The 13,829-nt window shown below is 74.2% G+C and carries 13 protein-coding genes and 1 pseudogene; 5 read left to right on the top strand and 9 right to left on the bottom strand.

Annotated features, from left to right (window positions below; genetic code table 11):
- Nucleotides 1-12: 12 nt before the first annotated feature.
- The 4 genes from folK to folP all read right to left on the bottom strand — a co-directional run bounded on the left by folK (nucleotide 13) and on the right by folP (nucleotide 2,602).
- The gene (gene folK / locus ACIQR3_RS22640; protein ID WP_215170144.1) at nucleotides 13-624 is read right to left on the bottom strand and encodes a 2-amino-4-hydroxy-6-hydroxymethyldihydropteridine diphosphokinase; all 612 of its coding nucleotides are present in this window, start codon (nucleotides 622-624) and stop codon (nucleotides 13-15) included.
- Entirely contained in the window at nucleotides 621-980 is a 360-nt protein-coding gene (folB, locus tag ACIQR3_RS22635) for a dihydroneopterin aldolase (RefSeq protein WP_215170142.1), read from the bottom strand. Before folB ends, folK begins: the two co-directional genes overlap by 4 nt.
- Before the next feature lie 237 nt (nucleotides 981-1,217).
- Complete coding sequence (locus ACIQR3_RS22630; RefSeq protein ID WP_403541654.1) at nucleotides 1,218-1,721, bottom strand: nuclear transport factor 2 family protein; 504 nt, start codon at nucleotides 1,719-1,721, stop codon at nucleotides 1,218-1,220.
- A complete protein-coding gene (gene folP, locus ACIQR3_RS22625; protein WP_403541652.1) occupies nucleotides 1,718-2,602 on the bottom strand; it encodes a dihydropteroate synthase in 885 nt (294 codons plus the stop codon). Before folP ends, ACIQR3_RS22630 begins: the two co-directional genes overlap by 4 nt.
- 256 nt (nucleotides 2,603-2,858) lie before the next feature.
- On the opposite strand from folP, the gene ACIQR3_RS22620 reads away from it, so the two are divergent.
- Complete coding sequence (locus ACIQR3_RS22620; protein ID WP_403541649.1) at nucleotides 2,859-4,130, top strand: hypothetical protein; 1,272 nt, start codon at nucleotides 2,859-2,861, stop codon at nucleotides 4,128-4,130.
- A gap of 122 nt (nucleotides 4,131-4,252) precedes the next feature.
- Here ACIQR3_RS22620 and ACIQR3_RS22615 read toward each other — a convergent pair whose 3' ends face one another.
- Together ACIQR3_RS22615 and ACIQR3_RS22610 are read right to left on the bottom strand one after the other, a co-directional pair.
- Entirely contained in the window at nucleotides 4,253-5,605 is a 1,353-nt protein-coding gene (locus ACIQR3_RS22615; RefSeq protein ID WP_403541647.1) for a PH domain-containing protein, read from the bottom strand.
- The gene (locus tag ACIQR3_RS22610; RefSeq protein WP_403541644.1) at nucleotides 5,602-6,108 is read right to left on the bottom strand and encodes a PH domain-containing protein; all 507 of its coding nucleotides are present in this window, start codon (nucleotides 6,106-6,108) and stop codon (nucleotides 5,602-5,604) included. The genes ACIQR3_RS22615 and ACIQR3_RS22610 overlap by 4 nt, the downstream gene beginning before the upstream one ends.
- A gap of 31 nt (nucleotides 6,109-6,139) precedes the next feature.
- Here ACIQR3_RS22610 and ACIQR3_RS22605 point away from each other — a divergent pair, with 31 nt between their 5' ends.
- The gene (locus ACIQR3_RS22605; RefSeq protein ID WP_403541642.1) at nucleotides 6,140-7,291 is read left to right on the top strand and encodes an NADH-quinone oxidoreductase subunit D; all 1,152 of its coding nucleotides are present in this window, start codon (nucleotides 6,140-6,142) and stop codon (nucleotides 7,289-7,291) included.
- A 605-nt stretch (nucleotides 7,292-7,896) separates the two neighbouring features.
- Here ACIQR3_RS22605 and ACIQR3_RS22600 read toward each other — a convergent pair.
- Nucleotides 7,897-8,701 (bottom strand): annotated as a pseudogene (locus ACIQR3_RS22600) (SAM-dependent methyltransferase); the annotation flags it as partial.
- 127 nt (nucleotides 8,702-8,828) lie between these two features.
- On the opposite strand from ACIQR3_RS22600, the gene ACIQR3_RS22595 reads away from it, so the two are divergent.
- A complete protein-coding gene (locus tag ACIQR3_RS22595) occupies nucleotides 8,829-10,031 on the top strand; it encodes a sensor histidine kinase (RefSeq protein WP_403541639.1) in 1,203 nt (400 codons plus the stop codon).
- A gap of 56 nt (nucleotides 10,032-10,087) precedes the next feature.
- On the top strand, nucleotides 10,088-10,759 hold the full coding sequence (locus tag ACIQR3_RS22590; protein WP_215170128.1) for a response regulator transcription factor: 672 nt from the start codon (nucleotides 10,088-10,090) through the stop codon (nucleotides 10,757-10,759).
- Between the two features lie 72 nt (nucleotides 10,760-10,831).
- Here the strand turns inward: ACIQR3_RS22590 and ACIQR3_RS22585 are convergent, their stop codons facing one another.
- Nucleotides 10,832-11,965, bottom strand: coding sequence for a DUF5937 family protein (locus tag ACIQR3_RS22585; protein ID WP_403541636.1), 1,134 nt, complete (start codon nucleotides 11,963-11,965; stop codon nucleotides 10,832-10,834).
- A 154-nt stretch (nucleotides 11,966-12,119) separates the two neighbouring features.
- Between ACIQR3_RS22585 and ACIQR3_RS22580 the strand changes: the two genes are divergently transcribed.
- Nucleotides 12,120-12,410 (top strand): hypothetical protein, encoded by a 291-nt coding sequence (locus ACIQR3_RS22580; RefSeq protein WP_403541634.1) that lies wholly within the window; start codon nucleotides 12,120-12,122, stop codon nucleotides 12,408-12,410.
- On the opposite strand, the gene ACIQR3_RS22575 is transcribed toward ACIQR3_RS22580, so the two are convergent.
- On the bottom strand, nucleotides 12,411-13,622 hold the full coding sequence (locus ACIQR3_RS22575; protein WP_403541631.1) for a threonine aldolase family protein: 1,212 nt from the start codon (nucleotides 13,620-13,622) through the stop codon (nucleotides 12,411-12,413).
- Between the last annotated feature and the right edge of the window lie 207 nt (nucleotides 13,623-13,829).

The following is a 13,829-nucleotide window of genomic DNA, read 5'->3' as shown; positions in this document are numbered from 1 at the left end:
TGACCTTAACGACTACTCGGGCAGCCGGAGTTCCAGGTCGGCGCGGGGGGACACGCCCTCGCGCCCGACGGCGCCCAGGAGGTCGGCGACCGGGCCGCGGCCGGGGAGCGTGGCGTCGGGGTCCACGTCGTGCCAGGGGGCGAGGACGAAGGCGCGCTCGTGGGCGCGGGGGTGGGGCAGGGTGAGCTGCGGGTCGTCGGAGACGACGTCGGCGTAGGAGACGATGTCGACGTCCAGGGTGCGCGGGCCCCAGCGCTCCTCCCGGACGCGGTGGAAGGCCTCCTCGACGGCGTGCGCGCGCTCCAGGAGGGAGGTCGGGGGGAGGGTGGTCTTGAGGACCACGACCGCGTTGAAGTACGAGGGCTGGGTGCCGGGGTCGACGCCCCACGGCTCGGTCTCGTAGACGGGGGAGACGCCCTTGACGCGTACGCCGGGGGTGTCCTCCAGCGCGTCGATGGCGCCCTGGAGGGTCTCCAGCCGGTTGCCCAGGTTGGCGCCGAGGGCGATCACGGCGCGCTTGGGGTTGGAGAGCGTGGTGTCGGCGGCGTCGACCTGGTCGACGACCGCGGCGGGCACCGGCTGGACGGTCGGGTCGGTGGGGCCCTTGATGAAGGGGGCGCTCATACACGGCTCCGGGTGATGGTGACGGTCACGTCGTCGAACGGGACGGTGATCGGGGCGTCCGGCTTGTGGACGCAGACCTCGACCTCCTGGACCCCTTCGTGCTTGAGGCAGACCTGGGCGATCCGCTCGGCGAGCGTCTCGATGAGGTTGACCGGCTCGCCCCCGACGACGGCCACGACCTCCTCGGCCACGATGCCGTAGTGCACGGTCCTGGTCAGGTCGTCGTCGGCCGCGGCCGGCCGGGTGTCCAGGCCCAGCACGATGTCCACGAGGAAGGTCTGGCCCTCCTCGCGCTCCTTGGGGAAGACACCGTGGTGCCCGCGGGCCTTCAGGCCGCGCAGCGCGACACGATCCACGCGATCACTCCTGCAGTCGTCGGTCTCGGCCGGTCCCCCCGCCGGATGCGGACGGCACCCGGACCACACTCGAATCTACCCGCGAGCACTGACAGCGCCGGGCCGCGGGGGCGGCCGGCCGGGCGCGCGCCGGGAGGTTTCACCGTGTGTTCCCCCAGGCGGGGACGGTCGCTCACCGGCTGGTAGCCGTCCATACCCGCCGGTCGGTGATTCCAACCACTTTCCCGGCCCCGGTATTCAGGACGGTGTTTCCTCCTCGTCCTCCTCATCGGTCTCCGCGAGGACCGGTGAGCCGTGGTGGGACCAGATTTTCCAGCCGCCGGGGGTGCGGCGGAACACATTGGTGGCGACCACGAGCTGTCCGACCAGCGGTCCCAGTTCGGCGCCTTCCTCGGGGGCGGGGCCGCCGCTGAGGATGTTCTCCGTGCAGGTGACCACGGCGGTGTCGCCGGTGACGGAGACGTGGGTGTCGGTGAGGAAGAACTGGATGTAATCGGTGTTCGCCATGATCAGCGCGTACGACCTGAGGACCTCGCCGCGGCCGGTGAGGACCGGCCAGCCGGGGTGCACGCAGGAGACCACGCCGGTGTCCGCCGGGTCGTGGTAGGTCTCGTCGACGCCGAGGTCGGACGGGGCGAGCCAGAGGTCGCTCAGCTCGTCGAAGGCACCTTGTTCCAGTGCCTCGTAGAAGGCGGTGTTGGCCGCCTCGACCTGCTCCACATCGAGGTGCGGGGCGTTCACCTGGCTCCTTCCGGGTCGTGGTCGGCGGCTCGCTCGACGGCGCGGGCGACCCGTACGGCGTCGGCGGTGGCGCGCACCTCGTGCACCCGCACCGCCCAGGCGCCGGCCCGGGCCGCGAGCGCCGATACGGCGGCGGTGGCGGCGTCGCGCTCCCGCGCGGGCGGCACGGCGCCGTCGGGCCCGGCCAGCACCCGGCCGAGGAACCGCTTGCGGGAGGCGGCGACGAGGAGGGGGTGGCCGAGGCCGAGGAGGCGGTCGAGGCGGGCCAGCAGGACCAGGTCGTGCTCGGCGTCCTTGGAGAAGCCGAGGCCGGGGTCGACGATGACGCGGTCCGGGGCGATGCCGCCCTCCAGGACGGCCGTCACGCGCGCGTGCAGCTCGTCGGCGACCTCGGTGACGACGTCGTCGTAGGAGCCCCGTACGTTGCCGCCGCTCAGCAGGCCGCGCCAGTGCATCACCACGAAGGGGGCGCCGGCGTCGGCGACCACCGGGATCATCCGGTCGTCGGAGAGGCCGCCGCTGACGTCGTTGACCAGGGCGGCGCCGGCGGCCAGGGCCTGCTCGGCGACGGAGGCGCGCATGGTGTCGACGGAGATCGTGACGCCCTCGGAGGCCAGGCCGCGCACCACCGGCACGACCCGCCGCAGTTCCTCGGCCTCGTCGACCCGGGTGGCGCCGGGGCGGGTGGACTCGCCGCCGACGTCGATCAGGTCCGCGCCCTGGGCGACCAGGTCGAGGCCGTGCTTGATGGCGGCCGTGGTGTCGAACCAGCGGCCGCCGTCGGAGAAGGAATCGGGGGTCACGTTGACGACCCCCATGACCGCGCAGCGGTCCCATGCGGGGAGTCCCGCCACCTGGCGGGGGCCGGTCTGCTTGCTCATGTGTTCAGCGTAGGCCCAGGGGGTGGCGGCGTTCCGCCGCGGGCCGGGGGTGCGGGCCGGGCGCGGAATCGGGCCGGGGTGCCTTTCCGACCGGTTAATGGGAAGCGATCGACAATAAATGATCTTGATCAAATGGCGCCGGGTCCGCATCGCGTCCGGGCTTTGTTTCCTGATGTCCTGTGAACACTTCTGTGACAGCTGTCTTTTTACGGGGTCGAGGCGTCAGGAATCGCCTACGCGCGGTAAGTTTCTGGCCATGCCACGTGGACGTCACCGCCATTCCCCGCCCTTGCACAGGCTGCTTCCCCCGTCGGCGATCGCAGGCGTCTCCGTCGTCTGTGCCGTGGGCCCCTGGGTGTTCAGCGAAACACTGGTGCTGCGCGCGCTGGCCGGGGCCGCGGCGGTGACCGCCGTGCTCGGCGCGGTCGTGATGCGGCACTGGGACACCCAGGCGGGCCGGCGGGTGGCCGACCTCACGCGCGCGCGGGCGAGTGACGAGTGGCGTTTCGAGGAACGCGTGGCCGAACTCGAATCCGACCTGGAGGAGTCGCGCGAACTGCGCGGCAAGCTGGAACAGCGGCTGCGGGCCAAGCGCGCGGAACTGGCGGGGCTGCGCAATGAGCACGCCGCGCTGCTGCGCCGGTACGCCACGGCGGAGACCGAGCGCGCCAGCGCCCTGGAGGGCCGCCGGCGGCTGGAACTGGAGACGGTGTCCCCGACGCCCGCGCTGCCGGCGGCGCGTACGGAGCGTACGGAGCCGGAGGCTTCGGCGGTGACGGCGGTCCCCGGGGCGCCGGAGGCACCGGTGACCGAGGAGCGGACGGCGGCTCCCTCCGTCTTCTCGCCCGAGGGCTCACGGCTGTTCCTGCGGGCCAGTACGGCCCTGGCGCGGCTGGACGCCGGGGCGTCCGGGGCGGACGCGGACGTGTCCGCCGACGGTGAGGCCGACGGGGACGGTGGCATCGGGCCCGGCGCCGGCGGGAACGGCGGTGACGACGGGGACGGCGGCGGTGGCGGCGGCCGGGAGGCCGGGGCGGCGGGCGACGCGGCGGCCGAGCCGGGGCCGGGGCAGGCCGAGGACGCGGACGGCACGGCCGCGGGCGCCGAGGCGGCCGGCGGGCACGAGCGCGCCGCGGGTGCCGCCGCGCCGGACCAGCCCGCCCAGCCCACGCGGCGGGCCCTGGGCCACTTCACCGTGCCGACCGCGGTGGCCGTGGTCCCGGCCGCCTCGGCGCCCGCGCGGCGCCCGGTCGTCGAGGGCGGCTTCGACTTCTTCGGCAACAAGAAGCCGCAGCGGTCCGGGCCGGGGGAGGAGGGCGCCTCCGCCGGCGCCGTGGCCTCCGTGCAGAACGAGGACCTCGCCGACGTGGTGGGCCAGGAGGCCCTCGCCCTGCACAAGGCCGAGGCGGAGTCCGGGTTCAAGCGGGCGGGCGCGGAGTCCCGGGGCGTCGGCCAGGTCGTCGACCTGACGGCCCACGACGAGACCGAGCAGATCGACATGGAGGGGCTGCGGAGCGCGGTGTCCTGACGGGGCCGTGCTGGTTCCGCAGGTTCGGCCGTGTGCTCTGTTCCGGTCCCGCCACGCTCCCGCTCCGCCGGTCACCCCGTCGCCGCGTCACCCCGTCACCCCGTCGCCTCGGTCGGCGGAAATCAGTCCGGCCGCCCCTGTGTCATCCACCGGTCCGGCCCGGCGTCGCGCCGCCCCGTGCGGGAGCGTTCCGCCTGGGTGCGCAGCAGGTCCGCCGCCTCCTCGGCGTCGCGCTGCCGCGCCGTCACCGTCCTGCCGGCCCCCGTGTCCACCCGTACGTGCGCCAGCCGCAGCGCCCGCTGCCACGGCCCCTGGGTCAGCCGGACGCTCTGCACCTTGGCGTGCGGGACCAGGGCGAGGACGCGCCGCAGCAGTCCGTGCCGGGCGGCGAACACCTCGTCGGTGACGGCGAGCCCGTAGCCGCGCCACCACAGCGGCACCCGGCGCCCGGCGCGGCGCGGCGCGGGCGCCAGGGACGCGAGGGGCGGCACCGTCACCCCGGGCAGCACCCGCGCGACCACGGACTCGGCGATCTCGCGCGGGGCGACGGGCAGCAGGACGGAGTTCGAGGACCCGGCCACGTCGAGTTCCACCCGGACCCACCCCTGGCGCCGCCACAGCACCGGTTCCACTATCCGTACCGTCTGCACCCGCCCCGGCGGCACGGTCTCGTGGGTGCGGTCCAGGAGCCCGTGGTCGATGCGGAGCCCGTCCGGGGACTCGGCCAGCGTCCAGTCGTACTCCCCGACGAACCGCCCCACGCTGCTCGCGCCCGCCCAGCCCAGCAGCGGTACGGCGGTGGCCAGTACCGTCCACAGGCTGTGGGTGGCCGGCCACAGCAGCGCCGGTACGACCACGGCGGCCAGCAGCGTGCCCCAGGTCGCGCCGGTGAGCAGCAGGGAGACGGCGAGGACCCCGGGCGGCACGCGCAGCAGTTGCCGGGAGGGGGCCTCGCCGACCTCGGCGGCGGTCTCGGGGGCGAAACCGGCCGCCCGGGCGAGCAGTTCGGCGCGCAGTGCCCGGGCGTGAGCGGCGCCGAGGAAGGCGAGCTCGTCCTTCTTGTCGGTGCCGACGACGTCGAGTCTGAGTTTGGCCACGCCCGCGACCCGGGCCAGCAGCGGCTGGGTGACGTCGACGGCCTGGATGCGTTCGAGGCGGATGTGCGCGGTGCGCCGGAAGAGCAGCCCGGTGCGGATGCGCAGTTCCGTGCCGGTCACCGCGTAATGGGTGAACCACCAGGACAGGAAGCCGTAGAGGGCGGCGGCCGGGATGAGCACGGCGAGGCCGATGACGAGCGTGGTGGTGGTCAGCCGGGTCAGCTGGCGCTGGGCCTGGTCGGGGTCGTGCAGCGCCCAGCCGACCAGGACGGCGACCGGTGCCCAGGCGCGTCGCAGCGGGGTGACCGGGTGCAGCCGCCGCTCGACGACCGCCGCGGCCTCTTTCGTGTCGGGTATGCCCTGCTCGGTGCCGGTCACAGCCCCGCCGACCTGGCCTCGCCCAGCTCGGTGAGCCGGTCGCGCAGCCGTTCCGCCTCGGCCGGGTCCAGGCCGGGGATGGTGGCGTCGGTCGCGGCGGCGGCCGTGTGCAGCTGCACGCTGGCCAGCCCGAAGTACCGCTCGACCGGCCCCGAGGTCACCTCGACCAGCTGCATCCGCCCGTACGGCACGACCGTCTCCTTGCGCCACAGCACGCCGCGCGTGATCAGCAGGTCGTCGGCGCGCTCGGCGTACCGCCAGGAGCGCCAGTTGCGCTCCAGCATCACCCAGCCCCAGGGCAGCGGGGCCAGGGGGAGGAGGGCGAAGGCGGCCCAGGCGGGACCGGAGAACAGGCCTGGCAGCACTCCGGCGGCGACGGCCAGTAGCCCCAGCCACACCACCAGCAGCAGTCGTCGCATCCGCAGCAGACCCGGCGGCAGCCCGGTCCAGACGGGCTCGCCCCCGCTCGCCGTCGCCGTGCCGTGTGGGCTCCCCGTCTCCATGGGCCCAGCGTACGTAGGGGAGACTGGGTTCATGACTCCTACGACGGAGACCATGGTCGGCATCGGCGGCGCCGCGGAGAGCACCGACATGGTGCTGAACATCGGCCCGCAGCACCCGTCCACGCACGGGGTGCTGCGCCTCAAGCTCGTCCTGGACGGTGAGCGCGTCATCCGCGCGGAGCCGGTGATCGGCTATATGCACCGGGGCGCGGAGAAGCTGTTCGAGGCGCGTGACTACCGGCAGATCATCGTGCTCGCCAACCGCCACGACTGGCTGTCGGCGTTCTCCAACGAGCTGGGCGTGGTCCTCGCCGTGGAGCGGATGCTCGGCATGGAGGTGCCCGGGCGGGCGGTGTGGCTGCGCACGCTGCTCGCCGAGCTGAACCGGGTGCTGAACCACCTGATGTTCCTCGGCTCCTACCCGCTGGAACTGGGCGGCATCACGCCGGTGTTCTACGCGTTCCGGGAGCGCGAGGAGCTGCAGAACGTCATGGAGGAGGTCTCCGGCGGGCGCATGCACTACATGTTCAACCGCGTCGGCGGCCTCAAGGAGGACCTGCCGGCCGGCTGGGCGGCACGCGCGCGTGGCGCCGTGTCCGCGGTGCGCTCGCGCATGGACGTCTTCGACGACCTGGTGCTCGGCAACGAGATCTTCCGGGGGCGGACGCGCGGTGTGGGCGTGCTCTCGGCCGAGGCCGTGCACGCGTACGGCGTCAGCGGCCCGATCGCGCGCGCCAGTGGCGTCGACTTCGACCTGCGCCGCGACGAGCCCTACCTCGCCTACGGCGACCTCCAGGACACCCTGCGGGTCGTCACCCGCGCCGAGGGCGACTGCCTGGCCCGCTTCGAGTGCCTGCTGGAGCAGACGCACAACGCCCTCGACCTCGCCGACGCCTGCCTGGACCGGCTCGCCGAGCTGCCGCCCGGGCCGGTCAACCAGCGGCTCCCGAAGGTGCTGAAGGCGCCCGAGGGGCACACGTACGCGTGGACCGAGAATCCGCTCGGGATCAACGGCTACTACCTGGTGAGCAAGGGCGAGAAGACCCCGTACCGGCTGAAGCTGCGCTCGGCCTCGTACAACAACATCCAGGCGCTGACCGAGCTGCTGCCGGGGACGCTGGTCGCGGACATGGTGGCGATCCTGGGGTCACTGTTCTTCGTGGTCGGGGACATCGACAAATAGGTCGGGGATTCCGGCCGTCCGGAGCAGCCACTTGAAGTCGCCGAGGCCACCCGGCGCGGTCAGTTCGGCGGCCTCACCGGCGGCCGCGAGGGCGCGTACGTAGGCGGCGGGGTCGCTGGACGCCAGTGCGAGCGGGGGGCGTGCGCCGGAGAGGCCCAGGGCGTGCAGGGCAGCGCGCTGGGTCAGCAGGCGGACGCCGGGGAGCGCATGCGCTGTGCCGGGGGGTGTGCGTGCGGCACTGGGGGGTGTGCCTGCGGCACTGGGGGGTGTGCCTGCGGTGCCGGGGGGCGTGGGCGCCGTAGCGGAGGGTGTGCGTGCCTCGCTGGGGGACGTGTGCGCCGTACTGAGGGGTGGGCGTGCCGCGTCGGAGGGTGGGCGTGCCGCGTCGGAGGGTGGGCGTGCCGCGTCGGAGGGTGGGCGTGCTGCGTCGGAGGGTGCGCGTGTCGTGCCGGGGGGCGTGCAGGCCGCCTCGGGGGGTGTGCGGGCTGCTTCGGGGGGTGTGCGGGCTGCTTCGGTAGGTGAGCAGGCCGTCTCGGGGGGCGTGCACGCCGTGCTGGAGGGCGCGTATGTCGTGTCGGGGGGTGTGCAGGCCGTCTCGGGAGGCGTGCACGCCGCCGCGCACGCGTCGAGCGCCACATGGGCGGTGATGTCGCACGAGCCGTCCGGCACGGGACGCGTCTCCCGGCCGTCGCGGAACCCCGTCAGCGTCCCGAAGGGCGGGCGGGCGTCCGCGGTGTGCGCGTAGTCGACGGCCACGGCGAGCCCCCGGTCGAGCGCCGACACGGCGGACGCCCAGGCGGCGTCCCGGGGGAGTCCGATCTCGGCCCGCCGCCCCGGCTCCGGCGGCAGCGGCCACCAGCGCGCCAGCCACCCGGCGTCGGCCCCGCCGACCGGCTCCCCGAGCCGCTCGGCCCCGTCGCCCCGCACCAGGACCCGCCGCGCCACTCCCGCCGCGTCGGTCTCCGCGACCTCCACCGGTACGTTGTCCAGCCACTCGTTGGCGAACAGCAACCCCGTGATCCCGCGCGGCAGTTCGCTCCGCCACTCGATCCGGTGGTCCAGCCCCGGGGGACGGCCGCCCACCTCGACGGCACGAACCCGGACCCGGGCGGCCACGTCGGCGGGCAGCGCGGCGAGCACCCCGGCGGCGAGTTCGCCCCGCCCGGCCGCCATGTCCACGAAGTCCAGCGCCGCCGGCCGGCCCAGCGCCTCGTCGACCCGGCACAGCAACCGCGCCACGGCAGCGGCGAAGAGCGGCGACGCGTGCACGGACGTACGGAAGTGCCCGGCCGGTCCCTCGGGCCGGCGGTAGAAGCCCTCCGGCCCGTACAAGGCCTCCCGCGCGGCGTCCCGCCACCCCCGCCAGCCCTGCCGGCCCTGCCGCGCGCCCCCTGTCGCCCCTTCTGTCACCACCACAGGCTACGGACCGGAGCCGTGCGGGTGCGCACGGCCTCCACCTTGCGGAGTACACGCGCCCGCTTGGGATCGGCCCTCCGGTTGACCCCTGCACCTATCGGCCTTCCCTACGCTGGGTCACGTGCAGCGCATCTACGACTTCCTCCGCAGGCACCCGACCGGGGTCGACGCCTTCTGGGCCCTCGTCCTGCTCGCGCTCACCCTGCTGTCCGCGGTCGAGGGCCAGGTGAGCAGGGGAGTGGACGCCGCCGCGCTGATCGTCCCGTTCGCCGTGCTGCTGTGCCTGGTGGTGGCGCTGCGCCGGCGGATGCCGGAGAAGATGCTGCTGCTGGCCCTCGTGCTGGGCGCGGGACAACTGGTGCTGGACCTCGCCACGATGGCCGCCGACTTCGCCATGCTGGTGATCGTCTACACGGTGGCCGCCACCGGCGCCCGCTGGGCCTCCCGGCTGGCGCTGGCGGCCGGCCTGTGCGCGGCGCCCCTGGCCCAGTTGCGCTGGCCCAGCGAGTACACGGGGGTGTCGGGCAACGTCGCGCTGACGGTGTTCATGGCGGTGCCGTTCGCGCTCGCCTGGGTGCTCGGCGACTCCATCCGCACCCGCCGCGCGTACTTCGCGCAGCTGGAGGAGCGTGCCGCCCGGCTGGAGCGGGAGCGCGAGGCGCAGGCCAAGGTGGCGGTGGCCGCCGAGCGCGCCCGGATCGCCCGTGAACTGCACGACGTGGTCGCGCACAACGTCTCGGTGATGGTGGTGCAGGCCGACGGCGCCGCCTATGTCCTGGACGCCGCGCCCGACCAGGCCAAGAAGGCCCTGGAGACGATCTCCTCCACCGGCCGCCAGGCCCTCGCCGAGATGCGCCGCCTGCTCGGCGTGCTGCGCACCGGCGAGCACCAGGAGGCGGGGGAGTACGTCCCCCAGCCCGACGTCCAGCAGATCGAGGACCTGGTCGAACAGTGCCGCGGCTCCGGGCTGCCCGTCGACTTCGAGGTCGAGGGAACCCCGCGCCCGCTGCCCAGCGGCGTGGAGCTGACCGCGTACCGCATCGTGCAGGAGGCGCTCACCAACACCCGCAAGCACGGCGGCCCGAACGCCGGGGCGAGCGTGCGTCTGGTCTACTTCGACGACGGGCTCGGCCTGCTCGTCGAGGACGACGGCAAGGGCGCCCCGCACGAGATGTACGAGGAGGGCGGTCTCGACGGGCAGGGCCACGGCCTGATCGGCATGCGGGAACGGGTCGGCATGGTGGGCGGCACACTGGACGCGGGTCCGCGCCCCGGCGGAGGATTCCGCATCAGCGCCCTGCTGCCCCTCAAACCCGCCCACTGAGCCCGCTTGTCCGCCCGACTGATGCGTTCCCCGACCCGATCAAGGAAAGAGCCCCGATGACCATCCGCGTCATGCTCGTCGACGACCAGGCGCTGCTGCGCACCGGTTTCCGGATGGTGCTCGCCGCCCAGCCGGACATGGAGGTCGTGGCGGAGGCGGGCGACGGCGTCGAGGCCCTCCAGGTGCTGCGCGCCACCGCCGTGGACGTCGTCCTGATGGACGTCCGCATGCCCAAGCTGGACGGCGTGGAGGCGACCCGGCGCATCTGCGGGGAGCCCGGCGCCCCCAAGGTGCTGATCCTGACCACCTTCGACCTCGACGAGTACGCCTTCTCGGCGCTGAAGGCCGGCGCCTCCGGTTTCCTCCTCAAGGACGTGCCGCCCGCCGAACTCCTCGCCGCCATCCGCTCCGTGCACAGCGGCGACGCGGTGGTCGCCCCGTCGACCACCCGGCGCCTGCTGGACCGCTTCGCGCCGATGCTGCCCAGCGGCGTCCAGGAGCCGCCGCACGCGGGGCTCCAGCGGCTCACCGAACGCGAGCGCGAGGTGATGGTGCTGGTGGCCCAGGGCCTGTCCAACGGCGAGATCGCCGCCCGGCTCGTCCTGTCCGAGGCGACGGTGAAGACCCACGTCGGCCGCATCCTGACCAAGCTCGGCCTCAGGGACCGGGTGCAGGTGGTGGTCCTGGCCTACGAGACGGGGCTGGTGCGGGCCGGGGGACGGGGCTGAAGGCCCCGGGCAACCGGGCATGCCGCTGTGCGGCAACGGCCCGTCCGGTCCGGCTGAACGCTTCCTTCCGGGTCAGCGGAGTATCCCTTCCAGGAAGTCGCTGCCCAGCCGGGCCACCACCGTGACGTCCAGTTGGTAGTGGACGTACCGGCCGCGGCGGCGGGTGCCGATCAGGCCCGCCTTCTTCAGCACGCCCAGGTGCCGGGACACCTCGGGGGCCGTCATGCCGAGTGCCTGCGCCAGCTCGCCGGTCGTGTAGGAACTGCGGGCGAGATGGCGGCAGACGCGCATGCGGACCGGGTGGGACAGCGCCGTCATCCGCAGCGCGAGCTGCTCGACCGACGGTGGGGCGGCCGGTTCGGTGGCGGCGCCGACGGGGTAGTGCAGCACAGGCTGCCAGCCGTGCCGGTGCAGGACCATCAGGTGCGGTCGGCCCAGGCTGGTGGGGACCAGCAGCAGGCCGCCGTCCCCCGTCGCCGTACGACCGTCGCCCAGCTTGTCGACCGTGATCCGCGCGGCGTTCTCGTCCAGCGAGAGGGACGGGGACACGGCGGCCAGCGCCGCGGCCAGACCCTTGTGGCGCAGCAACTCGGTCTTGTGCCGGGCGTCGGCCGCGAGCTGGTGGCGCAGTCGTGACCAGGCGTCCGCGAAGAACGCTTCGTCGCAGTCCCGCGCGAACCGCCGCAGCCAGCCGCGGACGCCCGGCGGATCGGCCAGCAGCCGCTCAGTGAAACGCAGCTGCTGAGGCCCCCGCGCGGCGGCCAGGTTCAGCGCGCGCTCGCGTACGCCCGCGTCCGCGAGGGCGGAGGCGCCGTCCGTGCCGCACGGCAGCGCGCAGGTGAACTCCAGCGCCGCGTCCACGAACTGCTCGTCGGAGAGCTTGTCGAGCAGGTCCAGGTCGTCGGCGAGGGTGGTACCGGGCAGCGTGCCGGGGCCGGGACCGGGACCGGGACCGGGGCCGGGCACACCGGCGCACGGCAGGAACACGTCCGAGAAGGTCGTCCGCCACAGGAAGTCGGCCTCGCACATCCGGTCCGCCAGGGACGGGTCGAGCCGCGCGGTCACCGACGTCACCCAGCCCTGCAGGCCGGGGTGGTGCCCCGGTTCGGACAGCGCGTGCAGCGCCATGCCCAGCTCGGCCAGGGGCGAGGGCACGACGGCGATCCGCTCCGGCCGCAACCCCGCGATGTCGATGCGCACGCTCATGCCCCCATGGTGCACGTCGCCTCTGACAACGCCGTCGCCGATTGACCGTCCCCGTCAATCGGCACGACGACGGCGGCCGCGGCGGCGCAGTCTGGAACCACCGGGGCAGCCGCGGAGCCCGACCCTCATCCCTGTCCCCGAAGAGGCGACCGACATGAGCATCACGCAGCAGTACCTTCTCGACTCCTACCGCGCCCGGCAGCTCGGCGTGCCCGCGCCCCCGGCACCCGGCAGTCAGGACTGGCAGGTCGTGCGGGAGTGGCGCGACCACCGCCAGTTCCACGCCGTCATCGCCGGCCGTCCGGCACGGGGCCGGGCACGGAGGGCCCTGCACCGCTGGTGGGCACGGGCCCTCGGCCGACCCGCGCGCGCGGTCCGACCGCGGAGCGGCTCGCGGTCCGAGGCGAACGCCGCCATCGCCCGGTACGACCGCACGCCTGAGTGATCACCCGGCTCCGGTGTCCGCCCCGGCCAGCCGTCCCACGAAGCCGGTGACAGCCACCCGCACGTCCTCCGCCGACCACTCCAGCCCTTCGGCCCCCACGCTCACCTCGGTCATCGCGAGACCCGGCCCGGGGGAGTCCCAGGGGCGGGCGAAGAGGAGGACGCCTGTCTCCTCGCCCTGCCGCACCGCCGCCTCGGCGACGAGATCGGCGTCGTACGGCAGCCAGACCTGGAACTCATGGGTGTGCGGCACCTCGGGGTGGACCCGCGACCACGCCACGCCCGCCGCCGCGAACCCCTCCCGCAGCGCGTCGGCCACCACGCGCGCGTGCGCCACGAGATCCGGCAGCCGGGGCAGCTCCCGCTCCAGACCGGCCAGGGCCGACAGGGCGGTGGGGAACTGCTGGTAGACCATGCCGCCGTAACGGTGCCGCCAGGTGCGCGCCTCCTCCACCAGCGTCCGCGGACCCGCGAGGGCGGCGCCGCCGAAGCCGTCGAGCGACTTGTAGAACGACACGTAGACGCTGTCCGCGAGGCCCGCGATCTCGGCGAGCGGCCGGCCGAAGTGCGTGGCGCTCTCCCACAGCCGGGCCCCGTCGAAGTGGACCACGGCGTCCCGCTCCCGGGCGGCCCCCACCACCTCGGTCAGCTCCTCCCAGGTGGGCAGCACAAACCCGGCGTCGCGCAGCGGAAGCTCCAGCATCAGCGTCCCGAACGGCTCCTCGAAGTCACGTACCTCTTCGGCGGTGGGCTGCCGGGGCGCGCTCGTCAGCCGGACCGGGCGCAATCCGCTGACCTGGCTGAAGGCGTCCCCTTCGTGCACCTCGGGGTGGCTGAGCCCGTGCAGGGCGACGACCGGGCTGCCGGTGCGGCCCGCCCAGCAGCGCAGGGTGACCTGCTGGGCCATCGTGCCCGTCGGGAAGAACGCCGCCGCCTCCGTGCCGAGCAGCGTCGCGACCCGCTCCTCCAGGGCGGTGACGACGCCGTTGCCGTACTGGTCGGCCGGCTCGTCCAGGTCGTACAGCTCTCCGGCGCGGTCCAGCAGGGCCAGCCGTTCCCGGAGCGAGGCGAGGAAGCCGGGGCGCGCGAGCACCCGCCGCGCGCCCCGCTGAGCGGCCTGCCGCCGCTTGCGGAGCTGCGACTTCCGCTCCGCCTCCGTCAACCGCCCGCTCTCCTCGCCGTTCCGCCGCTCTGCGTCATCCGTCGTAGTCATGGGGCCGATCATGCAGGGTGCCGTCCGGCGGGCGACACGGGATGCCCGTCGTGGCCGATGCCCGCGGCGCGGCCGTGGCGGATGCCCGCGGCGAACGCCTGTGACGGCACCCGTTCGCTCCCCACAGCCTGTGGACGGACGGCCCCGCGGGGACCGATCGCGTTAACATGACGAGAAATCGTCCGGTACCCAGCGCGGACTGGAACG

Source organism: Streptomyces sp. NPDC090994 (assembly GCF_044768905.1).
Taxonomy (GTDB): domain Bacteria; phylum Actinomycetota; class Actinomycetes; order Streptomycetales; family Streptomycetaceae; genus Streptomyces.
This window is presented reverse-complemented; position numbering and strand designations above follow the sequence as displayed.